Genomic DNA, 20,034 nt, shown 5'->3' on the forward strand with positions numbered 1-20,034 from the left:
GTCGGTCCAGATTGCACGCGCCATCGGGCCAAACTAGCGTCGCGGCATGGCGATCCCGGTCGAGACATTCTTTCTGCGCCCCAACGAGCAGGGCACCAAGCAGGGCCGCATTCAGCAGATCGTGGCCGAGGGCATCCTGTCGGGGCGGTTCCGGCGGGGTGAGAAGCTGCCCTCGAGCCGGGCCTTGGCGCGGCATCTTGGCGTCAGCCGGATCACGGTGACGCTGGCCTATACCGAGCTGCTGGCCAACGATTACCTCACCTCGCGCGGGCGGTCGGGGTACTACGTCTCCGACAACGCGCCGGAGGCCCCGGATTTCCAGCCCTCGGAGGCCGCCGACACGGTGGACTGGGACGTGGCGCTGGCGGCGCGCTACCCCGGTGCTGCGCGGCTGGGCAAGCCCGCCGACTGGACCCGCTACCGCTATCCCTTCATCTACGGGCAGCCGGATCCGGGGCTTTTCGACCATGCGAACTGGCGGCTTTGCGCGATGCAGGCGCTGGGGGCGCGCGATTTCGCCGGGATGACAGATGACCAGTACGACCGGGACGACCCGGAGCTGGTGCGCTTCCTGGCCCGGCACACGCTGCCCCGGCGGGGTATCACGGCGGCACCCGAGGAGATCCTTGTGTCGCTGGGGGCGCAGAACGCGCTGTGGATGGCGGCGCAGCTGCTGACGCCGGGGCGCAACGTGGTGGTGGAGGATCCCTGCTATCCCGACCTGCGGGCGGTGCTGGCGGGCACCGGCGCGAAGGTGACCCCCCTGCCCGTCGACGAGCACGGGCTGCGCCCCGAGACGATTCCCGACGGCACGCAGGTGATCTTCTGCACGCCGAGCCACCAGTGCCCGACCTCGGCCACGCTGCCGCAGGCGCGGCGGGTGGCGCTGCTGGCGCGCGCGGCGGAGCTGGGCGCGGTGGTGGTGGAGGACGACTACGAGTTCGAGATGTCCTTCCTGCGGCCGCCCTCACCCGCGCTCAAAAGCCTCGACGCCGAGGGGCGGGTGATCCATGTGGGCAGCTTTTCCAAGTCGCTGTTCCCGGGGCTGCGGCTTGGCTATCTTGTCGGGGCGTCGCGCTTCGTGGCCGAGGCGCGGGCGGTGCGGGCGGCGCAGCTGCGCCATCCGCCGGGGCTGATCCAGCGCACAACGGCGCATTTCCTGCGGCTCGGCCACTACGACGCGCTGATGCGGCGGACGGCCAAGGTGCTGGCGGAACGGCGGCGGGTGCTGGAGCGGGCGATTGCGGAGCACGGGCTGGGCGTGGCGGGCCGCGGAGCGCATGGCGGAAGCTCGGTCTGGATGCGCGCACCCGAAGGCTGCGACACGGGGATTCTGGCGGAACGGCTGCGCGAGGTGTCGGTGCTGATCGAACCGGGAGCGCCCTTCTTTTCGGCAGGTCGCCCGCCGCGCAACTACTACCGGCTGGGCTACAGCTCGATCCCGTCGGAACGCATCCCGAACGGGGTGGCGCGCATCGCGGAGGCGCTTGCAGAGGTCGGGCGGGGCGGATAACCCGAGCCCCATGCGGATCATCCGGGACCACCAGTACCTTGCGCCCGAGGATCGCGGCGCCACCGCCGCGATCGGCAACTTCGACGGCGTGCATCGCGGCCACCAGGCGGTGATCGCGCAGGCGCGCGCTGCCCTGCCGGACGCGCCGCTGGGCGTGGTGACCTTCGAGCCGCACCCGCGGCAGTATTTCAAGCCCGACGCCCCGGACTTTCGCCTGACCAACGCCGAGGCGCGCGCCTCGCGGCTGGCCAAGCTCGGCGTGGATCGGCTTTACCAGCTGAACTTCAACGCTGCGCTGGCGGAGTTGTCGCCCGAGGGGTTCGCCCGCACGGTGATCGCGGACGGCCTTGGCCTACGGCATGTCGTGGTGGGCGCGGACTTCTGTTTCGGCAAGGGGCGCACGGGGAACGTGGGCGATCTTGAACGTTTCGGCCGCGAGATGGGGTTCGGCGTGTCGGTGGCCGACATCCTGAAAGGCGGCACCGGGCGGATCAGTTCGTCGAACATCCGCGCGGCGCTGACCGAGGGGCTCCCGCGAGAGGCGGCGGCGCAGCTTGGCCACTGGCACCGGATCGAGGGTCCGGTGGTGGGCGGCGAACAGCGCGGCCGCGAGCTGGGCTATCCCACGGCCAACATGTCCATCGACGGGCTGCACCCGCCGAAGTTCGGCGTCTACGCGGTACTCGTGGACATCGCCGAAGGCCCCCACAAGGGGCATTACCACGGCGCTGCGAGCATCGGCGTGCGGCCCATGTTCGGAGAGAACCGCCCCAACATCGAAACCTTCCTTTTCGACTTCAAGGGCGACCTCTACGGCACGCACCTGTCGGTGGCGCTGGTGGATTTCCTGCGGCCCGAGCTGAAATTCGACGGGCTGGACGCGCTGATCAAGCAAATGGACGCCGACTGCGCCGAGGCGCGCGAGAAACTGGAGGGGCTATGAGCGATCCCATCGACCGGGCCGGGCTGGCCGAGCGGTTCTGGGAGCGCAAGCGGCTCGACCAGATGACGCCCAAGGAATGGGAGGCGCTCTGCGACGGCTGCGGAAAGTGCTGCCTGAACAAGCTCGAGGATGCGGATACCGGCGAGGTGGCGTTGACCAACGTGGCCTGCCGGCTGTTCGATGACGGCAGCTGCCGGTGCAGCCAGTACGAGATCCGCCACCAGTTCGTGCCCGAGTGCATCGTGCTGACGCCGGGCAACCTGAAGGAACATGCCTACTGGATGCCCGAGACCTGCGCCTACCGGCTGCTCTACGACGGGCAGCGGCTGTTCGACTGGCATCCGCTGATCTCGGGGCGGGTCGAAAGCGTGCACGAGGCGGGGGTGAGCATCCAGGACCGCACGGTGCCCGAGTTCGAGATCGACGAAGACGACTGGGAGGACCACATCATAGAGGAGCCCACCTGATGTTCTTTGCCTCCGACAATTGCGGCGCGGTGCCGCCGCAGGTGATCGAGGCGCTGGCGCGCGCCAACGAGGGGTCCGTGCCGGGCTACGGCGCCGACACCCTGTCGCATGACGTCTGCGACCGCATCCGCGCGCTGTTCGAGGCGCCCGAGGCGGCGGTCTACCTCGTGCCCACCGGGACGGCGGCCAATTCGCTGGCGCTGGCCTGCCTCTGCCCGCCCTTCGCGACGGTCTTCTGTTCGCCGGTGGCGCACATCCAGACCGACGAATGCAACGCGCCCGAGTTCTTCACCAGCGGCGCGAAGCTCACGCTGGTGCCAGGCGGCGACCGGATCGACCCCGAGGCGCTGCGGTGGACCATCGCCGCCGAAGAGGCCCGCGGGGTCCACGGACCCGAGCGCGGGCCGGTGTCGATCACGCAGCTGACCGAGCGTGGGAACATCTATTCCGCGGGTCATGTCTCGGCCATCTGCGACGTGGCGCATGACTTCGGCCTCCCCGTGCACATGGACGGGGCGCGTTTCTCGAACGCCTGCGTCAAGCTGGGGCTGACGCCTGCCGAGATGACCTGGAAGGCCGGCGTGGACGTCGCCGTCTTTGGCGGCACCAAGAACGGGCTGATGGGTGTCGAGGCGGTGATCTTCTTCGATCCGGCCCATGCCACGCAGTTCGAGCGCCGCCGCAAGCGGGGGGCGCATCTCTTCTCCAAGCACCGCTACCTTGCGGCGCAGATGGACGCCTACCTGCGCGATGATCTCTGGCGCGACATGGCGCAGCGCGCCAACGGCGCCTGCGACCAGCTGGCCCAGGGCCTCAAGGGCGCGGGGCTGGAGTTCGAGAACGAGACCTGGGGCAACATGCTTTTCGTGCGGATGCCGCGCGGCGTGCACCGGGCGCTTCACGAAAAAGGCGCCTTCTACTCGCTCTGGGACGGCACGCTCGAGGGCGGTCCCGAGGACGAGATGCTGACCGGGCGGCTGGTCTGCGGCTGGAACACCACGGCCGAGGAAGTGAGCACCCTGACCGAGGCGGTGCGCGCGGCCTGAGCCCCGGCCCAAGGGACCACGAAAAAGGCGCGCGGACCGGGATGCCGGTCCGCGCGCCTTTTCATGCCGGCCAATGGCAGGCCGATCAGTTGAGCTGGAAGTGCAGTTCGTAGGAGCCGTCCTCGAACGCCCCGAAGAGATCGGGGATGTCGGGATGGTCCACCGGTTCCCCGGAGTAGTCGGCCATCAGGTTCTGTTCCGAGACATAGGCCACGTAGAAGCTCTGATCGTTCTCGGCCAGCAGATGGTAGAAGGGCTGTTCCTTGACGGGACGCGCCTCCTCGGGAATGGATTCGTACCATTCCTCGGTGTTGCTGAATTCTGGGTCGACATCGAAGATCACCCCGCGAAACGGGTGTTTGCGGTGCTTGACGACCTGGCCCAGATGGTACTTCGCGCGATGTTGTTGCATGGCGTTCCTCTCTTGGCCCAATAATACCTTGACGCGCCCGGATTTGTCCAACTTGCCGCCGCATTTCCGCCGGAAACACTGTGGTGACGGGGATACCGGCAGAAGCCGGCCACCATGGCGGCAGCGACTCGGGTTTTTAGCAAATGTGATTTCCCCGACCCGCGCAATAGTCTAGGATCATAGGAAATCATAAGCAAAAACGCGAGGGGCACATGAGCAGATGGCTTCGCGCACTGGCGATTCTCTTGTTGGCAGCCTCCTGTGGCGGGGGCGGTAGCGGTGTGGCGCCGCGCAATCTCGACGACGCCTGTGCGATTCTTCAGGAACGGCCCGGTTACTACCGCGCCTTCCGAAACGCGGAACACAAGTGGGGCGTTCCCGTGCACGTGCAGATGGCCACGATCTACCAGGAAAGCAAGTTCATCTCGGACGCGCGAACCCCGCTTCGGTTCACGCTCGGGGTGATCCCCATGGGGCGGCAAAGCTCGGCCTTCGGGTATTCGCAGGCGCTGGACGGCACCTGGGACGAATACGTCGAAGAGCAGGGCGGATGGCGCGCACGGCGCGACGACATCCACGACGCGACCGATTTCATGGGCTGGTACATGGCGCAGTCGAACGAGCAGCTGGGCATTCCGTTCAGCGATGCGCGCCGGCACTACCTTGCCTACCACGAAGGCCGGACCGGCTATCGACGGGGCAGCTACAACGCCAAGTCCTGGCTGATGCGGGTCGCCGATGACGTGGGCGAACGCTCGCGGATCTACCAGGTCCAGCTCGCCGGTTGCCGCTACGCCCGCTAGAGCGGGCGCAGCGCGCGGCTTCTAGTCGATCACGTTGTCGACAAGGAAGAAGCTGTTGCGCAGGCTGGCTTCCTGCAGGTCGTTGAGCACCACGGTGGTCGGCGTCCCCTGCCCGTCGGTGATGACCCACTGGCGAAGTTCCACCGGATTCGCGGTGAACTTGAGCTGGATGGTCCCGGCCTCGGGGTTGCGGGGGTCCTGCGCGGTCACGGTCGTGGCGGTGCCGTCGTACCCGGTGTCGGTCACCATGCCCGAGCGCGTCAGATCAACGTTGCGGTCCAGCACGATCGACAGCGGCGTGCGGCTGAGCGGATAGGTGTCGGTCTGGCCGCCGAGCTTCTTGTCTACGATGTAGACCGCCCCGGACGAGGCCAGCACCACCGACTCTTCCGGCGGATCGTACTCGAAGCGGACCTTGCCGGGCCGCTTGATGTAGAGCGTGCCGGTGGAGATCGAGCCGTCGGCGTTCAGCTGGGTGAACCCGCTCTGGGCGGACTGGATGGTATTGAGGTAGCTCGAGACCTCCGACAGCGAGAGCTGCTGGGCAGCCGCGGGGGCCACGAAGGTCAGAGCCGCGATACCGGCGGCGGCGAGGGTGCGAAACATCTAGCGGTGTCCTTCTTCCTGCTCGGGAGGCCCACCATCGCGCAGGCGGGCCTGTCATGCGATAGCAACGCATCTGCAGGAGATATCGTCCCCGCCGAATGGGGTATCAAGGGGATCAGGCCGCCTGGGCGGCCTGTTGCCGGATCCGCTCGATCATGGCGCGCAGCCCGTTGGACCGCTGCGCCGAGAGGTGATCGTTGAGCCCCAGGCGCCCGAACTCGGCCCGGGCGTCCACCTGCGGCACCTCGGCCACGGGCAGATCGTCGTAGAGCCTGTGCAGCAGCGCGATGAGCCCGCGCACGATCATGGCGTCGCTGTCGCCCTGGAAATGATATCGTCCTCCCTCGATCTGGGGGTGCAACCAGACCTGGCTGGCGCAGCCCTCGACCTTGGTCGCGGGCACGCGCAGTGCCTCGGGCAGAGGCTCCATCGCCTTGCCCATCTCGATCACCATGCGGTAGCGGTCTTCCCAGTCGTCGAGAAATTCGAAGTCCTCGACCACTTCCTCGAACGCGGCCTGTGCCATGACTGCCTCCTTTTGGTCCGGGGGACAGGTAAGCAAGGGGCGCGCCAAGGTCCAGCCCAAGGCGCTTTTCAAGGTGCGGGGAATGGGCTAGGTCGGGGGAAAGGCTGGAAGAGGGGCGAACATGGCGCGTGGTCTAGCGGTTCTGGTGGTTTCGGCGCTGGTCCTGAGCGGCTGCGCCACCGTGCGCGACAGCCGGGTGAATCCGTTCAACTGGTTCGGCGGTGGTAGCGGCGGGGGCCGCGTCGTGCAGAGTGCGGATGCGGCGGCGAACCCGCTCATCCCGCAGCGGCGCAACTCGGTCCTGCGCAACGACGCACCCGAGGTCTATCCCGGGCGCCCCGTGGGCCAGATCGCTGAGCTTTCGTTCGAGCCGCGCCCCGGTGGCGCAATCCTGCGCGTGACCGGCGTGGCGGACACTCCCAACGTCTTCGACGTGCGCCTGACCCGCGCCGAGGCGGCCGAAGAGCCGGGCACCGTGACCTTCACGCTCGAGGCCGTACAGGCGCAGGGTCCTGCCGGAGCCACGGTTGCCGCACGCAGCGTGACGGCGGCGGCATGGCTGGCCGACCAGGAGCTGGCGGGGGTCTCGGAGATTCGCGTACAGGGCGCGCGCAACGTGCAGGTGGCGCGCCGCTGAGGCCGTGGGCCCGCACGGGAGTTTCGAGGGCGTCCGCAGAGGGCGCCCTTTTTCGTTGCGGGGACGACCGGGTGCTGACCCGGGCTCGCAGGGAACCGGAACGCGGGCCTTGAAGGGTCGGCCAAGCGCGCCTCTCCCCTGCGCGGGATCAAGGGCCGCAGGCCCACCGCGCAACGTCATGCTGGAAGCATGCCTCCGGCATGACCGCGGCCCCACACGGGAGAGGCAAGCTTGGGGGGCCGCGCGCGGGGCCTGTGCCGGACCGTGCTTTGGCGCTGCGCCCTCTGAGGTGGGCGATTTATGCCTGCCAAGTCCGAATGACCTTCGAACAAGGCCCTGCAATTGCCATAGCCCCAAACCGCTGGCCCGGCGGGGCTGACGCCCGGGCCGGTGGGGACCGGCACGGGTCGGAGACAAGAAAAGGGCCGCCCCGAAGGACGGCCCCGAGCAGCCTGTGTATCTGCCCTGCCCTACTGCTGTTCGGGCACCAGGATCTCGCGCTTGCCGACGTGGTTGGCGGGCGAGACGACGTTTTCGTCCTCCATCTGCTCCACCAGGCGCGCGGCCTTGTTGTAGCCGATGCCAAGCTTGCGCTGGATGTAGGATGTCGAGCACTTGCGGTCCTTGATGACGATCGCGACCGCCTGGTCGTAGAGCGCATCCTCGCCACCGGTGTTGCCGCCGGTGTTGAGGCCCAGCACGGCGTCGATGTCGCCGGCCTTCTCGTCCTCGGGACCCTGCACGACGCCCGAGACGTAGTCCGGCGGGCCGAAGGCGCGCAGATGGTTCACGACCTCTTCGACCTCTTCATCCGAGACGAAGGGCCCGTGGCAGCGGGTGATGCGCGCGCCGCCGGCCATATAGAGCATGTCGCCCATGCCCAGCAGTTGTTCGGCGCCCATCTCGCCGAGGATGGTGCGGCTGTCGATCTTGGAAGTCACCTGGAAGGAGATCCGGGTGGGGAAGTTGGCCTTGATCGTGCCGGTGATGACGTCGACCGAGGGGCGCTGCGTGGCCATGATGAGGTGGATGCCGGAGGCCCGCGCCATCTGCGCGAGGCGCTGGATGCAGGCCTCGATTTCCTTGCCCGCGACCATCATCAGGTCGGCCATCTCGTCGACGATGACGACGATGTAGGGCATCTTCTTGGGTTCGATTTCCTCGGTCTCGAAGACCGGCTCGCCGGTGTCGTCGTCGAAGCCCGTCTGAACCGTGCGCGAGAACATCTCGCCCTTGTCGAGCGCGTCCTGCACGCGGCTGTTGTAGCCGTCGATGTTGCGCACGCCCATCTTGGACATCTTGCGGTAGCGGTCCTCCATCTCGCCCACGACCCACTTGAGGGCGACGACGGCCTTCTTGGGGTCGGTGACGACCGGGGACAGCAGGTGCGGGATGCCGTCGTAGACGCTGAGTTCCAGCATCTTGGGGTCGATCATGATCAGGCGGCATTCCTCGGGCGTCAGCTTGTAGAGCAGCGACAGGATCATTGTGTTGATCGCGACGGATTTACCCGAACCGGTGGTGCCCGCGATCAGCAGGTGGGGCATCTTCGACAGGTTCGCCACGATGGGTTCGCCGCCGATGGTCTTGCCCAGCGCCAGCGGCAGCTTGTGCTTGCCGTCGCCGTATTCGCGGGAGGACAGGATCTCGCGGAAGCCGACCATCTCGCGGTTGTCATTCGGGAGTTCGATGCCGATGACCGAGCGGCCGGGCACGGTGGAGACACGCGCGGAGAGCGCCGACATGGAACGCGCGATGTCGTCGGCAAGGCCGATCACGCGGGACGCCTTGAGGCCCGGCGCAGGTTCGAGTTCGTACATGGTGACGACGGGGCCGGGGCGGACGGAGACGATCTCGCCCTTCACGCCGTAGTCGTCGAGCACGTTTTCCAGCATCCGGGCGTTCTGTTCCAGCGCCTCGTCCGACAGATGATGCCGTTCGATCTTGTCCGAGGACATGAGAAGGTTGAGCGGCGGCAGCTCGAAATCGTCCTGGGCCGGGTCGAAGCCGAGGCGGGGCTGCGCCTCTTCCTGCGCGCGGCGCGAGGGCTCCACGGGCTTGCGGACCTGCGGCTGGACCACCTTCCTGGGCTCCGGCGTCGGGATGTCGGCGCGGGTCTGCGGCATGGGACGCGGATCCTCGACGCCGTAGTCATCCAGCTCGGTCAGTTCGTCGTGGCTCGACTGCTGGCCGGCCTGACGCAGAGCGGCGCCGCGGTTGAAGCCGTCAGCGTCGGGCTCCTGCGGTGCGTAGCCGGCGGGCTCGGACGCGTCGTAATCCGCCGCGTCGAAACCGTCGTAGCCGTCGTCGCCGCCTGCGGGGTAGTCTTCGAAGGGCGCCTCGGCCTCCTGCGGCTGGTACTGCGGAATGGCCCGCTCGGCGCGCGGCGCCGGGGCTTCGGGCGCGGCACGGCGGCCCGTGATGGGCGGCTCGGGCGGCAGGCCCGGCCCGCCGGTCACCGGCGGCTCGGAGGGCAGCGGGGCGCGCGGCGCGGGCGACCAGATCAGGGGCTGGGGGCCGTGACCCCTGCCCTTGGTCAGCGGCTTTTCGGGGTCATGCTGCACACGCGGCAGGGAATTCGGATCGGTGCGGCGGCGGGCGCTGACGGCATCGGCAATCTTGGCGCGGATGCGATCCTCGCCAGGCGCGCCAAGGGTGGGCTCGCCCGGGTCGGTCTCGATCAGCTCGGATTCTGGCATGGGCTCGGAGCGACGGCGCAGCGAGGGCATGCGCGACAGGAAGCCACCGCGGGTCTGGGCGGGCTCGTCCTCTTCCCAAAGCGCGGCATCCTCGTCGTCCCAGTCGTATTCCGGGAAAGGCTCGGGCGCGCGGCGGACGCGGGGCATGGCCGCGATCGGCGCGCCGCTGGTGCGGACATCACCTCCGCCCGGAATCGCCTCGGCCTGCGCCTTGCGGGCGCGGCGTTCGGCCTGCTGGGCCTGAAGGCGCTGCGCGGTGCCCATGGCGCCCGTGGCTCCGCGGCCCATGAGCGCGACCAGCGTGGCGTAGACCATGACGGTGCCAAGGGCGAGGAAGCGGCCGATGCGGCGCAGCTCGGCCATGGTGAAGCCCAGCACGAAGGCGCCAAGCGCCAGGATCCCGACACCGAGCGCGAATTGCGAAAGCTTGAGCCCGATGCCCGGCGGCAGCGGCAGGAAGGTCAGGAGCGAGCCCATCATCATGTCGCCGAAGTGGCCGCCCAGCCCGAAGCTGTGGTCCCAGCTCGCGGTTTCCGGCAGGCCCGAGGCGTAGACGGCGCAGAGCGCGATCCAGATCGGCGCAAAGACGGCCCGGCCCAGCATCCGGCTGTCGCCCTTGTGCAGCGCGACGCGCCCGCCCCAGACGATGAGCGTCAGCGCCAGCGCCCAGCTGCCCCAGCCCACGATGATGAAGAGCGGTGCCGCGATGGAGGCGCCGAAGCGGCCCAGCCAGTTCTGCACGGGCGCATCCGTCGCGGAAAGGAACGAGGGATCGTCCGGCGTGTAGGAGCCGATCATCGCTGCGGCCATCAGACCGACCGCGAGCAGTGCCAGGCCGATCAGCTCCTGCCCCCGCTTTTCGAGCGAGGCCGAGATATTGCTGTCGAACAGGGGGGCCCGGTCGCGTGTCTGGTATGCCATGCTATCCCTCGTCTTCCTGGTCATGCGCTGCCGTAGAGGCAGTCCTTTATCGTTGTGAGCCCGGCTTCGGTCTCGTCCGCGTCGGCCACCATGGCGACGCGGATGTAGCCCTTGCCGGGATTGCCCTGTGCCGTTTCGCGCGACAGGTACGCGCCCGGCAGGACACGGGTGCCCGTCTCCTGCCAGAGTTTCAGGGCCGCCGTCTCGCCGTCCTCGACCGGCAGCCAGAGGAAGAACCCCGCCTGCGGCGGCACGTAGCCCGGGACGTTGCCAAGTATGCGGTCGGCCATGAGATACTTGGTGCGGTAGAGCGCGCGGTTGGTTTCCACATGCGCCTCGTCGGCCCAGACGCGTTCGGCGACGCGCTGGATCGGCATGGGCAGCGGCGCACCCGCGTAGTTGCGCAGCTGCTTGATGCGGGCCATGCACTCGGGCCCGCCGGCGACGAAGCCCGCGCGCAGACCGGGCAGGTTCGACCGCTTGGAGAGCGAATGGAAGATCACCACGCGCTCGGGGTCGGCGCCCATGCTGTGGGCCACCTGCAGCGCGCCGGGGGGCGGCGTGTCGCGGTAGATCTCGGAGTAGCATTCGTCCGCGAGGATGCGGAAATCATGCTTTTCGGCCAGGCCGATCAGTTCGCGCCAGTAGGCCTCGTCGGCGACGGCGCCCTGCGGGTTCGCGGGCGAACAGATGTAGCAGAGCGCTGTGCGCTCGAGCACCTCCTCGGGCAACGACGTGTAGTCCGGCAGGTGGCCGGTTTCGGCGGTGGCGGGCACGTAGACGGGCTCGGCCCCGACCGAAAGCGCCGCGACCGCGTAGACCTGGTAGAACGGGTTGGGCGTCAGCACCACGGGGCGCGCGCCGTTCCTGGTCTCGGGGCAGAGCGCCATGGCGGCGTTGTAGAGCCCCTCGCGCGTGCCGTTGAGCGGCATCACCTGCCGTTCCGGATCGAGGTGAACACCATAGCGCCGCGCGATCCAGCCGGTCATGGCCGCGCGCAGCTCGGGCGTGCCGTCGTTGGGCGGATACCGCCCGAACTCGGCCGCGTAATCGGTCAGGATTCCCGTGATCCACGGCGGGAAGGCATGCTTCGGTTCGCCGATGGTCATGTGCCGCACGGGACCGCCCGGCGCATGGGCGTCGAGAAGGGCCCGCAGACGCGGGAATGCATAGTCCGGTAGGTTCGAAAACCGTTCGGGGAACATCCGCTCTATTGCCGTAACTGCCTCAGGGGACGGGATCATTCTTTTATGTGTGTCCCGTTTGCGACAAGGATAGGGAATTCGTGGGGGTCCTGTCCAGCGAGCACGCCGCGGCAACCGGATTTGTGACCCGAAAGTCGCAACCGGAGGTCGGAAACCTGCGCCGGCGCGTCCGGGCGGTCGCCGTCGGACCGGGGCTCTGCCCCGGACCCCGGAATATTTGTGCCAAGAAGAAGCCCTGCCGGGGTGTCAGCCCTCGGCGAGCGCGGATTCGGCGGCGGCGGCGAGGCGCAGGAGGCGGTCCTCACCCATGGGCGGCGCCATGAGGGAGATGCCGCAGCTTGGCGTGCCGGTGGGCAGGGTCGCGGCGCAGAGCCCCATGAGGTTGCCGACGCGGGTGTTGCGCAGGGTGAGCAGGTTCTCGGTCACGTAGTAGTCGCCGTCGCTCATGAGCCGGGCGGCCTGCGGCGGCACGTTGGGGGCGGTGGGGCAGAGGACCGCGTCGAAGGCGGCGGTGGCACGGGCCCAGGTCCCGCGGACCTCCTCCAGCCGCTCCCAGGCGGCGATGTAGGTGGCAGCAGACACGTCGCGGCCGCCCTCGAACCGCTGGCGGATGGGGGCGAACATCGCCTCGGGGTCGGCCTCGATGGCGTCGCTCCAGAGGCCCCAGGCCTCGGCGGTGTAGAGCACGGCCGAGTCGCCCATGGGACCGGTGAGCTCCGGTACGTCGAGGGGGATGATCTCGGCCCCGGCGGCGCGGAGGCGGTCGAGGGCCTCGACGTAGGCCGTGGCGGGGGCGTCGTAGACGTCGTCGAGAACGGTGGTCTGGAGGGCGGCGAGGCGGCGGCCCTTGAGGCTGGCGGCGCTGAGGTCGGGTGCGGCGCGGCCTTCGAGAGCGGCGAGCATCAGGGCCGCGTCCGCGACCGAGCGGGTGAGCGGGCCCACGGTGTCGAAGCGCTTGGCCAGCGGCACGACGCCCTCGAGAGAGATGCGGCCCGAGGTGGTCTTGAGCCCGACGAGGTCGTTCCAGGCGGCGGGGATGCGCACCGAGCCGCCGGTGTCGGAGCCCACCGCGGCAGCGGCGAGGCCGAAGGCCACCGAGGCGGCGGCGCCCGAGGAGGAGCCGCCGGCGACCGCGCCCTCGTCGTTGACGCAGGGCGGCGTGGCGGTGCGCGGGTTGAGGCCGAGGCCCGAGAAGGCCAGTTCCGACATGTGGGTCTTGCCGAGGCAGACGAGGCCCATGGCGGTCGCGGTGCGCAGGCAGGGGGCGTCATGGTCGGGCACGCGGCCCTTGAGCAGGGCCGAGCCCGCCTCGGTCGCGGTGCCGCGGGTGTCGAAGAGGTCCTTCCAGCTGACCGGCACGCCGTCGAGCGGTGAGCGGCGCTGGCCTGTGCTTGCGCGGTCGCGGGCCGCCGCGGCCTCGGCCCGGGCGCGGTCGGGGGTGAGGCGGGCGTAGATGCGCGCGGCGTGGGGGTGTGCGTCGATCTTGGCGAGGTAGGCTTCGGTCAGCTCGACCGGATCGATCTCGCCCCTGCCGATGGCGGCGCCGAGCGCACCTGCCTGCATCTCTGTCCAGTCGGTCATGCGCCCGTCCCCTTCTTGCCGCCCCGTTTGGCTTCTGCGCGAGAGTGGTAGCGGCACAGGCGCGCATGGACAATCCCGCCGCGCGCGCCATAGTCCGCCCCATGACCCAGGATACCGATCTTCTCATCACCGGTGGCGGCCTCAACGGGGCGGCGCTGGCGCTGGCCGCGGCCCGGGCGGGACTGACCGCCACCGTGATCGACGCAGCCCCCCTGCCCGCTCATCGCGATCCCGATTTCGACGGCCGCTCCTACGCGCTGGCTCTGGGATCGGTGCGGATGCTGAAGCGCCTCGGCCTCTGGGAGGGGCTGGCGGATCACGCGCAGGCGATGAGTGAGATCCGGGTCTCGGACGGGCGCGTCGGCGTGGCCGAGGCGGTGCTGGGGCTCGATTTCCAAAGCGCCGAGATCGAGGAAGGCCCGATGGGTCAGATGGTCGAGGACCGCTACCTGCGCCGGGTCCTGCTGGATGCGCTGGCGGGGTCGGACCGGGTGACGCACCTGCCCGGGCGCAAGGTCGTCTCGCAGGCGACGGAGGGCGCGCGGGCGCGGGTGACGTTGGACGACGGCACGGCGCTGTCGGGGCGGCTTCTGGTGGGCGCGGACGGCAAGCGTTCGGGGACCGCGCAGCGGGCGCGCATCCGGCGGACGGGCTGGCGCTACGGGCAAACCGGGCTGGTCTGCGCCATCGCGCACGAAAAACCGCACGAGGGCGTGGCGCATCAGCTGTTCCTGCCAGCGGGGCCGCTGGCAATCCTGCCGCTGACCGGCAACCGCAGCTCCATCGTCTGGTCGGAGCGCGAGGCGCAGGCCGCGGCGGTGCAGGCGCTTCCGGACGCGGACTACCTGACGGTGCTGCGACCGCGGTTCGGGGATTTCCTGGGGGACATCTCGCTTGCGGGGGCGCGCTATGCCTACCCGCTTGAGCTGAGCCTCGCCAACGCCTTCGTCGCCGACCGGCTGGCGCTGGTGGGGGATGCAGCACATGCCATGCACCCGATCGCGGGCCAGGGGCTCAACGCGGGGCTGCGCGACGTGGCGGCACTGGCGCATGTGCTGGCCGAGGCGCGGCAGCGGGGCGAGGACATCGGCGCGCGGGACGTGCTGGGGCGCTACCAGTCTTGGCGGCGCTTCGACGTGGCGACGCTTGCCGCAGCGACGGACGTGTTCAACCGGCTGTTTTCCAGCGACAACCCGCTGCTGCGGGCGGGACGCGATCTTGGCATGAAACTGGTGCAGGCCTTCCCCGAGGCGCGGCGCGGGTTTGTTCGCGAGGCGGCGGGGCTGACGGGCGAGTTGCCCGAGCTGATGCGCGGCTGAGCGCGCCTGCTCCTATCGCAGCATGGAAGCGCCCCGCCCGTCTTACCGGGCGGGGCGTTGTCTTTACTGGATGCGCTGACCGTTGGCCAGGACGTGGCCCTGCTCGTTGATCTCGATGGTCGAGGACAGGGTGTCGGGCGCGCTGCCCGGCACGGTGAACATCGCCATCATCATGCGCATGCCCATGGTGTCTTCCTCGGTCATCACACCCATGGTCACCAGGGCGTCCATGAGGCGGTTGATCCCGCTGGCCTCAAGCCGGACCTCGCCCTCGGGCTGGGGCATGCCGCCGAAGGCCTCGGTGCTCTCGCCAAAGGTGAAGGCGCCTTCACCGCTGAGGCTGCTTCCGACCGCCTCGATCTGAAGCTCGTTCAGGGTCAGCGCGTTCAGTTCACCCGGTGCATCGCCGTTTTCCTCCATCTGCTGCACCGCCTCGGGATCGAGGAAGTTCACAAGCGGGGTCACCTGCGCGGTCAGGTCGAGATGGACCGTCGCCGGGTCACGGGGCAGGACGCGCTGCGGATCGAAAATGGCCCAGATCTCGTCGGCCATGGTGAAGCCGGAGAGGTCGAGCGCCACTGCCGCGTCGCGCGGGCTGCCGTCCTCGGCGGGGGTCAGCGGCAGGGTCAGGCCGAGCCGGGTTTCGTCGATGGAGGCCTGAAGCGGGAAAGGCAGCTCCTCCACGCTCATGTCGAGCTGGTTGCCGCTGCCCGAGATATCGTAGACGAAGCTTCCGTCGGACATTTCCACGGCGAAACGGCCGGACTCGGAACTGAGCGTGCCCTGCGACGTCGTCGCGCCGTCCTCGGAAATGCTGAACTCGTTCTCGGACCCCTGATGCGTGAAGACACCGGAGCCACCGAAACCGCCGGCGGCGAGCACCGAAGGATCTGAGAAATCCGCCTCGGCAGGGAGCCGCGTGGTGCCCTCGCTGGCGACGCCTGTCATGCGGCCGGAGAAGTTGCCGCCGCCGTCGTCTTCCTCGACAACGGCGTCGTAAGTCAGATCGCCGAGTTGCAGGTCATGGGTGTAGGTGCGTTCGTCGCCGCTTTCACCGATCTCGGTCGTGCCCTCGACAGGGCCCATGGCCATGCTCAGGTCGAAGACCTCGGGTGCGTCATCGCCGAGGCCCTCGCCCGACAGCTCGCGCAGCACGAGGGCGAGTTCCTCGGCGGCGAAATCGTAGACCATGTCGTCGGGATCGCCCGACACCGTCATCTCGAGACCGGTCTGGGTGTAGTCGATCAACAGACGGACGGGCTCCTCGTCGTCACCGGGCATGGTGACCTCGATCGGCATGGTCCCGGGAAACTCGGCGCGAACCGTGCCGTCGCCCTGGTCCGAGAAGGTGATCTCGGAGAGAGTGACGGTGACCTCGCCGTCGTCGCTGCCCTCGACGGCGAGCGGGGACGACATCACGACGTCGGACAGGACGAGGTCCCCGCCCTGGCCTGTCTCGCCGACATCGATGCTGTAACCGAAGGAGCGCATGGTGCCGGCGAGGTTGTCCCAGACCTCCTGCGGGGTCACGTCCGCCAGGGCGGGACCAGCTGAGACCGCCCCCAGTGCAGCAATGCCAATTGCTCGTTTCATCGGAATTATCTCCTTGTGGTGGGACGCGCGTTGGCGCCAGTCTCGGGAACGGCCATAAACCGTTCAAGGCATTGAATTCCAGACTGGTTCACGGAATTGGCAACGACAAGCAGAGGGGACGCGAAATGGATCTGACGGGCAAGGTTGCGCTCATCACCGGGGCGAGCCGCGGCATCGGGGCCGAGACGGCCCGCGCCTTCGTGAAGGCGGGCGCGAAGGTCGCGCTGGTGGCGCGGTCGAACGAGGCGATCGCCGACCTCGCCGGGGAACTCGGCGCTGACAACGCGGTGGCGATTCCCTGCGACATCGCCCGCTACTGGGAAATGGACCAGGCGGTCGAGAAGACCGTCGGCGCCTTCGGGCGGCTGGACATCCTGGTCAGCAACGCGGGCGTGATCGAGCCCATCGCGCGCATGGCCGATGCCGATCCTGTGGCCTGGGGCGAAGTCATCGACATCAACCTCAAGGGTGTCTTCAACGGCATGCACGCCGCGCTGCAGGTCATGCTGCCCCAGGGCGGTGGTACGCTGCTGACCATCGGGTCGGGCGCCGCGCACGGACCGGTGGAGGCCTGGTCGCACTACTGTTCGTCCAAGGCGGGGGCGCTCATGCTGACCCGCATGGCCGACGCCGAGTACCGTGATCAGGGCATCCGCGCGCTGTCGCTGTCGCCCGGCACGGTCGCCACGCAGATGCAGCGCGAGATCAAGTCGAGCGGCATCAATCCGGTGAGCAAGCTCGACTGGTCGGACCACATCCCGCCCGAGTGGCCGGCGCAGGCGCTGCTGTGGATGTGCGGCACCGAGGCGGACGAGCACCTTGGCGGCGAGTTGTCGCTGCGCGACGAGGGCCTGCGGGCCAAGCTGGGTCTGTCGCGGTGATCCGGCTCGACCGGGAGGGCGACCTCTGGGTCGCCACCCTCGACCGACCCGACAAGGCCAACGCGCTGACGGCAGATATGCTGGAGCGGCTTTGCGAGATCGCCGAGGAGGCGCGCGCGGCCAAGGCGCTGGTGCTGACCGGCGCGGGCAAGGTCTTTTCCGCCGGTGCGGACCTCGAGGCGGCGAAGGCCGGGCTTGCCACGTCGCCGCTCTGGGAGCGGTTGTCGGGCGCGCTGGCGCGTCTGCCGGGGCTCACGATCTGCGCGCTGAACGGCACGGTCGCGGGCGGGGCCATGGGCATGACGCTGGCCTGCGATCTGCGCGTCGCGGTGCCGGGGGCCAAGGTCTTCTACCCGGTGATGAAGTTGGGCTTCCTGCCGCAGCCCTCGGACCCGGCGCGGCTGGCGGCGCTGGTCGGGCCTGCGCGCGCCAAAATGATCCTGATGGCGGGCGCCAAGGTACCGGTCGAGGAAGCCATGGGCTGGGGCCTGATCGACCGGGTGGTCGAGGGCGACGTGGTGGCGGCCGCGCACGAGCTGGCCGGTGACACGCTGGCCGCGCCCCCGGAGCACGCGGCGGCCATCAAGGCGCTGATTCCTCGCGGGGGTATCTGAGGCGGACCGTGCATGGGGGGCTCTGCCCCCGGCCCTTCGGGCCTCCCCCGAGGTATTTGCAGCGAGAAGAAGCGCGGGGGCGCGCGCCCTAGCGGATCATGCCCAGCCAGCGGGTCAGCGCGTCGAGGCTTTCGGGCTCGTCCAGGAAGGGGATGTGGCCGCGGTCGGGCACTTCGGTCGCGACCATGTCGGGGCGGCGGCGCTTCATTTCCTCGAAGGTGGCGGCTTCCAGCAGGTCGGAGTTCGCGCCGCGGATGGTGCAGAGCGGCAGGCCCGCCAGCGCATCGAAGAGTGGCCAGAGGTCGGGCGCGGGCTGGGCACCGTTGGCCAGCACCGCGTCGCGCAGGCGGCGGTCGTAGGGCAGGTCCAGCCCCTCCGGGGTTTCCACGAAGAGACGTTCGACCTCCTCGCGCCAGCGGCTGGCAGGTACGTTGAAGAAGCCGGCGGCCTCCATGACCTTGGGGCGTTTCGCTGCGGCCTCCTCGAGGCTGGCCCAGACGGGATCGCGCCCGAGGTAGCCATCGATGGCCTTGAGCCCCTTGGCACCGATCACGGGGCCCACGTCGTTGAGTGCGACGCCGGAGAGGCGCTCCTTCGCCGTGGCGGCGAGCGCCATGGCTATCAGCCCTCCGCGGGACGTTCCCAGCACCGCGGCCTTGTCGATGTTCAGGTGATCGAGAAGCTCCAGCGCGTCCTGCCCCTCGCGCGGGATCGTGTAGGTCGCGGGATCGGCGTGGGCAGATTGCCCGCGGCCACGGTAGTCCATCCGGATCAGGCGCACGCGTTCGAGGTGCGGGGCGACGAAGTCGAAATCGCGCTGGTCGCGGCTGAGGCCCGCGAGGCAGAGAAGCGGCAGGCCCTCGCCTTCGTCGGTGTAGTAGAGGTCGATCCCGTCAGACGTCGTGAAATTGGGCATCAGGCAAACTCCGGCAGGTTGGAGAGATCGGGCAGGACGTGATCGGGCCGGCCGGGCAGCAGATCCATGGGCGCGCCTGCGCGGTTCACCCAGACTGTGGTGAAACCGTAAGCCGCGGCGCCGGCCACGTCCCAGCCGTTCGAGGAGACGAACAGCACCTCGGCGGGACTGGTTCCGAAGCGCTCGCCCACCATGTCGTAGACGGCGCGGGCGGGCTTGAAGGTGCCGACCGCGTCGACCGAAAGACTGTCGGCCAGGAGGTGGGAAATCCCGGCGCTCTCGCAGGCGGCCCGCAGCATCTCGGGGCTGCCGTTCGACAGGATCGCGGCGGGGCGGCCCATGTCGGCGAGGGTTTCGAGCATTACGGGGACCTCGGGGTAGGCCTCGAGCTCCCAGTAAAGGCCCAGCAGGGTCTCGCGTAGTTCAGGGTCGGCGAGACCGGCGTTCGCCAAGGCCCAGTCGAGCCCGTCCTGCGTGAGCTGCCAGAAGGAGGTGTAATCGCCGGAGACGGCGCGCAGCCAGCTGTATTCGAGCTGCTTGCGCCGCCAGTCGCCCGCCACGGCCTGCCAGGTTTCGGCAAGCGCGCCGCCGCCGGGCGAATCGACGGCATTGCGTGCGGCGGCCTCCACGTTGAAGAGCGTGCCGTAGGCGTCGAAGATGACGGTTTCGAAAGCCATTGTCCCTCCCCGGGGTTGCGCGGATGCAGCGTTGCATGGCGCGCGCGTGGTGGAAAGGGGCAGGAAATGGCCGGATCGGAGCGGATTTTCTGCTTGGCAGCGACCAAAATGACACGTAGCCTCGGACGTTGACGAAGACCGAGCCACCCGCGCAGGTACGCGGCCTCGGAAATCCAAACCCTTTTCCAGACATCAACGGAGCTACGCATGACGCAGGTCAAATCCGGCGATACCGTCCGCATTCACTACACCGGCACCCTGGCCGATGGCAGCACCTTCGATTCGAGCGCGGGCCGCGATCCGCTTGAATTCACGGTGGGCTCGGGCCAGATCATCCCCGGTCTCGACACCGCGATGCCCGGCATGGCCGTGGGCGAGACCAAGCGGGTCGAGGTTCCGGCCGAGCAGGCCTACGGCGAGCCAAACGCCGACGCCCTGCAGGCCGTGCCGCGCAGCGAGATCCCCGAGGACATCCCGCTCGACATCGGCACGCAACTGCAGGTTCAGACGCCCTCCGGCCAGGTGATGCCGGTGACGGTCGCGGAAGTGACCGAGGAGCAGGTGACGCTCGACGCCAACCACCCGCTGGCAGGCAAGGACCTGACCTTCGACATCGAGCTGGTCGAGATCGCCTGATCGTGCAGGGGTGCGGCCTTCGCGGCCTCCCCCGGCGGA

The 20,034-nt window shown here is 68.9% G+C and carries 19 protein-coding genes; 10 read left to right on the forward strand and 9 right to left on the reverse strand.

What is annotated here, in order from left to right; genetic code table 11:
* The first annotated feature begins 46 nt into the window (after window positions 1-46).
* The 4 genes from pdxR to C8N44_RS02375 are packed head-to-tail and all read left to right on the forward strand — an operon-like array spanning window position 47 to window position 3,969.
* Complete coding sequence (pdxR, locus tag C8N44_RS02360; RefSeq protein ID WP_107974564.1) at window positions 47-1,513, forward strand: MocR-like pyridoxine biosynthesis transcription factor PdxR; 1,467 nt, start codon at window positions 47-49, stop codon at window positions 1,511-1,513.
* Window positions 1,514-1,523: 10 nt separating this feature from the next.
* Window positions 1,524-2,456 (forward strand): bifunctional riboflavin kinase/FAD synthetase, encoded by a 933-nt coding sequence (locus C8N44_RS02365; protein WP_107974565.1) that lies wholly within the window; start codon window positions 1,524-1,526, stop codon window positions 2,454-2,456.
* Window positions 2,453-2,923: a YcgN family cysteine cluster protein gene (locus tag C8N44_RS02370; RefSeq protein ID WP_107974566.1), complete on the forward strand. Its 471-nt coding sequence runs from the start codon at window positions 2,453-2,455 to the stop codon at window positions 2,921-2,923. The genes C8N44_RS02365 and C8N44_RS02370 overlap by 4 nt, the downstream gene beginning before the upstream one ends.
* Window positions 2,923-3,969, forward strand: coding sequence for a threonine aldolase family protein (locus tag C8N44_RS02375; RefSeq protein ID WP_107974567.1), 1,047 nt, complete (start codon window positions 2,923-2,925; stop codon window positions 3,967-3,969). Before C8N44_RS02370 ends, C8N44_RS02375 begins: the two co-directional genes overlap by 1 nt.
* 85 nt (window positions 3,970-4,054) lie before the next feature.
* On the opposite strand, the gene hspQ is transcribed toward C8N44_RS02375, so the two are convergent.
* Complete coding sequence (gene hspQ / locus C8N44_RS02380) at window positions 4,055-4,381, reverse strand: heat shock protein HspQ (protein ID WP_107974568.1); 327 nt, start codon at window positions 4,379-4,381, stop codon at window positions 4,055-4,057.
* Window positions 4,382-4,593: 212 nt separating this feature from the next.
* Here hspQ and C8N44_RS02385 point away from each other — a divergent pair, with 212 nt between their 5' ends.
* Entirely contained in the window at window positions 4,594-5,184 is a 591-nt protein-coding gene (locus C8N44_RS02385) for a transglycosylase SLT domain-containing protein (protein WP_107974569.1), read from the forward strand.
* A gap of 21 nt (window positions 5,185-5,205) precedes the next feature.
* Here the strand turns inward: C8N44_RS02385 and C8N44_RS02390 are convergent, their stop codons facing one another.
* Together C8N44_RS02390 and C8N44_RS02395 are read right to left on the reverse strand one after the other, a co-directional pair.
* A complete protein-coding gene (locus C8N44_RS02390) occupies window positions 5,206-5,790 on the reverse strand; it encodes a LolA family protein (RefSeq protein WP_107974570.1) in 585 nt (194 codons plus the stop codon).
* A 115-nt stretch (window positions 5,791-5,905) separates the two neighbouring features.
* Window positions 5,906-6,316 (reverse strand): SufE family protein, encoded by a 411-nt coding sequence (locus C8N44_RS02395; RefSeq protein ID WP_107974571.1) that lies wholly within the window; start codon window positions 6,314-6,316, stop codon window positions 5,906-5,908.
* Between the two features lie 121 nt (window positions 6,317-6,437).
* On the opposite strand from C8N44_RS02395, the gene C8N44_RS02400 reads away from it, so the two are divergent.
* Window positions 6,438-6,953 (forward strand): hypothetical protein, encoded by a 516-nt coding sequence (locus C8N44_RS02400; protein ID WP_107974572.1) that lies wholly within the window; start codon window positions 6,438-6,440, stop codon window positions 6,951-6,953.
* 470 nt (window positions 6,954-7,423) lie between these two features.
* On the opposite strand, the gene C8N44_RS02405 is transcribed toward C8N44_RS02400, so the two are convergent.
* From C8N44_RS02405 to C8N44_RS02415, 3 genes are all read right to left on the reverse strand, one after another.
* Window positions 7,424-10,573, reverse strand: a complete 3,150-nt coding sequence (locus tag C8N44_RS02405) for a DNA translocase FtsK (RefSeq protein WP_107974573.1) — start codon at window positions 10,571-10,573, stop codon at window positions 7,424-7,426.
* Window positions 10,574-10,593: 20 nt separating this feature from the next.
* On the reverse strand, window positions 10,594-11,778 hold the full coding sequence (locus tag C8N44_RS02410; RefSeq protein WP_107974574.1) for an aminotransferase class I/II-fold pyridoxal phosphate-dependent enzyme: 1,185 nt from the start codon (window positions 11,776-11,778) through the stop codon (window positions 10,594-10,596).
* Between the two features lie 246 nt (window positions 11,779-12,024).
* Entirely contained in the window at window positions 12,025-13,359 is a 1,335-nt protein-coding gene (locus C8N44_RS02415; RefSeq protein WP_107974575.1) for an amidase, read from the reverse strand.
* A gap of 65 nt (window positions 13,360-13,424) precedes the next feature.
* Between C8N44_RS02415 and C8N44_RS02420 the strand changes: the two genes are divergently transcribed.
* Complete coding sequence (locus C8N44_RS02420) at window positions 13,425-14,678, forward strand: UbiH/UbiF/VisC/COQ6 family ubiquinone biosynthesis hydroxylase (RefSeq protein WP_107974576.1); 1,254 nt, start codon at window positions 13,425-13,427, stop codon at window positions 14,676-14,678.
* A gap of 63 nt (window positions 14,679-14,741) precedes the next feature.
* Here the strand turns inward: C8N44_RS02420 and C8N44_RS02425 are convergent, their stop codons facing one another.
* On the reverse strand, window positions 14,742-16,271 hold the full coding sequence (locus C8N44_RS02425; protein WP_107974577.1) for a DUF2125 domain-containing protein: 1,530 nt from the start codon (window positions 16,269-16,271) through the stop codon (window positions 14,742-14,744).
* A 125-nt stretch (window positions 16,272-16,396) separates the two neighbouring features.
* On the opposite strand from C8N44_RS02425, the gene C8N44_RS02430 reads away from it, so the two are divergent.
* On the forward strand, window positions 16,397-17,152 hold the full coding sequence (locus C8N44_RS02430) for an SDR family oxidoreductase (RefSeq protein WP_107974578.1): 756 nt from the start codon (window positions 16,397-16,399) through the stop codon (window positions 17,150-17,152).
* On the forward strand, window positions 17,149-17,766 hold the full coding sequence (locus tag C8N44_RS02435) for an enoyl-CoA hydratase/isomerase family protein (RefSeq protein WP_107974579.1): 618 nt from the start codon (window positions 17,149-17,151) through the stop codon (window positions 17,764-17,766). Before C8N44_RS02430 ends, C8N44_RS02435 begins: the two co-directional genes overlap by 4 nt.
* An 88-nt stretch (window positions 17,767-17,854) precedes the next feature.
* On the opposite strand, the gene C8N44_RS02440 is transcribed toward C8N44_RS02435, so the two are convergent.
* Window positions 17,855-18,682: an alpha/beta fold hydrolase gene (locus tag C8N44_RS02440; RefSeq protein ID WP_107974580.1), complete on the reverse strand. Its 828-nt coding sequence runs from the start codon at window positions 18,680-18,682 to the stop codon at window positions 17,855-17,857.
* Entirely contained in the window at window positions 18,682-19,359 is a 678-nt protein-coding gene (locus tag C8N44_RS02445; RefSeq protein ID WP_107974581.1) for a haloacid dehalogenase type II, read from the reverse strand. Before C8N44_RS02445 ends, C8N44_RS02440 begins: the two co-directional genes overlap by 1 nt.
* 207 nt (window positions 19,360-19,566) lie before the next feature.
* Here C8N44_RS02445 and C8N44_RS02450 point away from each other — a divergent pair, with 207 nt between their 5' ends.
* Window positions 19,567-19,995, forward strand: a complete 429-nt coding sequence (locus C8N44_RS02450; RefSeq protein ID WP_107974582.1) for an FKBP-type peptidyl-prolyl cis-trans isomerase — start codon at window positions 19,567-19,569, stop codon at window positions 19,993-19,995.
* Window positions 19,996-20,034: the final 39 nt, after the last annotated feature.

Origin of the sequence: Allosediminivita pacifica (assembly GCF_003054175.1) — a bacterium.
In the GTDB taxonomy this organism is placed as follows: Bacteria; Pseudomonadota; Alphaproteobacteria; order Rhodobacterales; family Rhodobacteraceae; genus Allosediminivita; species Allosediminivita pacifica.

Bases quoted from the DNA above. Each gene is read 5' to 3' on its own strand.
- pdxR (WP_107974564.1), top strand. From the start codon at position 47: ATGGCGATCCCGGTCGAGACATTCTTTCTGCGCCCCAACGAGCAGGGC.
- C8N44_RS02365 (WP_107974565.1), top strand. From the start codon at position 1,524: ATGCGGATCATCCGGGACCACCAGTACCTTGCGCCCGAGGATCGCGGC.
- C8N44_RS02370 (WP_107974566.1), top strand. From the start codon at position 2,453: ATGAGCGATCCCATCGACCGGGCCGGGCTGGCCGAGCGGTTCTGGGAG.
- C8N44_RS02375 (WP_107974567.1), top strand. From the start codon at position 2,923: ATGTTCTTTGCCTCCGACAATTGCGGCGCGGTGCCGCCGCAGGTGATC.
- hspQ (WP_107974568.1), bottom strand. From the start codon at position 4,381: ATGCAACAACATCGCGCGAAGTACCATCTGGGCCAGGTCGTCAAGCAC.
- C8N44_RS02385 (WP_107974569.1), top strand. From the start codon at position 4,594: ATGAGCAGATGGCTTCGCGCACTGGCGATTCTCTTGTTGGCAGCCTCC.
- C8N44_RS02390 (WP_107974570.1), bottom strand. From the start codon at position 5,790: ATGTTTCGCACCCTCGCCGCCGCCGGTATCGCGGCTCTGACCTTCGTG.
- C8N44_RS02395 (WP_107974571.1), bottom strand. From the start codon at position 6,316: ATGGCACAGGCCGCGTTCGAGGAAGTGGTCGAGGACTTCGAATTTCTC.
- C8N44_RS02400 (WP_107974572.1), top strand. From the start codon at position 6,438: ATGGCGCGTGGTCTAGCGGTTCTGGTGGTTTCGGCGCTGGTCCTGAGC.
- C8N44_RS02405 (WP_107974573.1), bottom strand. From the start codon at position 10,573: ATGGCATACCAGACACGCGACCGGGCCCCCCTGTTCGACAGCAATATC.
- C8N44_RS02410 (WP_107974574.1), bottom strand. From the start codon at position 11,778: ATGTTCCCCGAACGGTTTTCGAACCTACCGGACTATGCATTCCCGCGT.
- C8N44_RS02415 (WP_107974575.1), bottom strand. From the start codon at position 13,359: ATGACCGACTGGACAGAGATGCAGGCAGGTGCGCTCGGCGCCGCCATC.
- C8N44_RS02420 (WP_107974576.1), top strand. From the start codon at position 13,425: ATGGACAATCCCGCCGCGCGCGCCATAGTCCGCCCCATGACCCAGGAT.
- C8N44_RS02425 (WP_107974577.1), bottom strand. From the start codon at position 16,271: ATGAAACGAGCAATTGGCATTGCTGCACTGGGGGCGGTCTCAGCTGGT.
- C8N44_RS02430 (WP_107974578.1), top strand. From the start codon at position 16,397: ATGGATCTGACGGGCAAGGTTGCGCTCATCACCGGGGCGAGCCGCGGC.
- C8N44_RS02440 (WP_107974580.1), bottom strand. From the start codon at position 18,682: ATGCCCAATTTCACGACGTCTGACGGGATCGACCTCTACTACACCGAC.
- C8N44_RS02445 (WP_107974581.1), bottom strand. From the start codon at position 19,359: ATGGCTTTCGAAACCGTCATCTTCGACGCCTACGGCACGCTCTTCAAC.
- C8N44_RS02450 (WP_107974582.1), top strand. From the start codon at position 19,567: ATGACGCAGGTCAAATCCGGCGATACCGTCCGCATTCACTACACCGGC.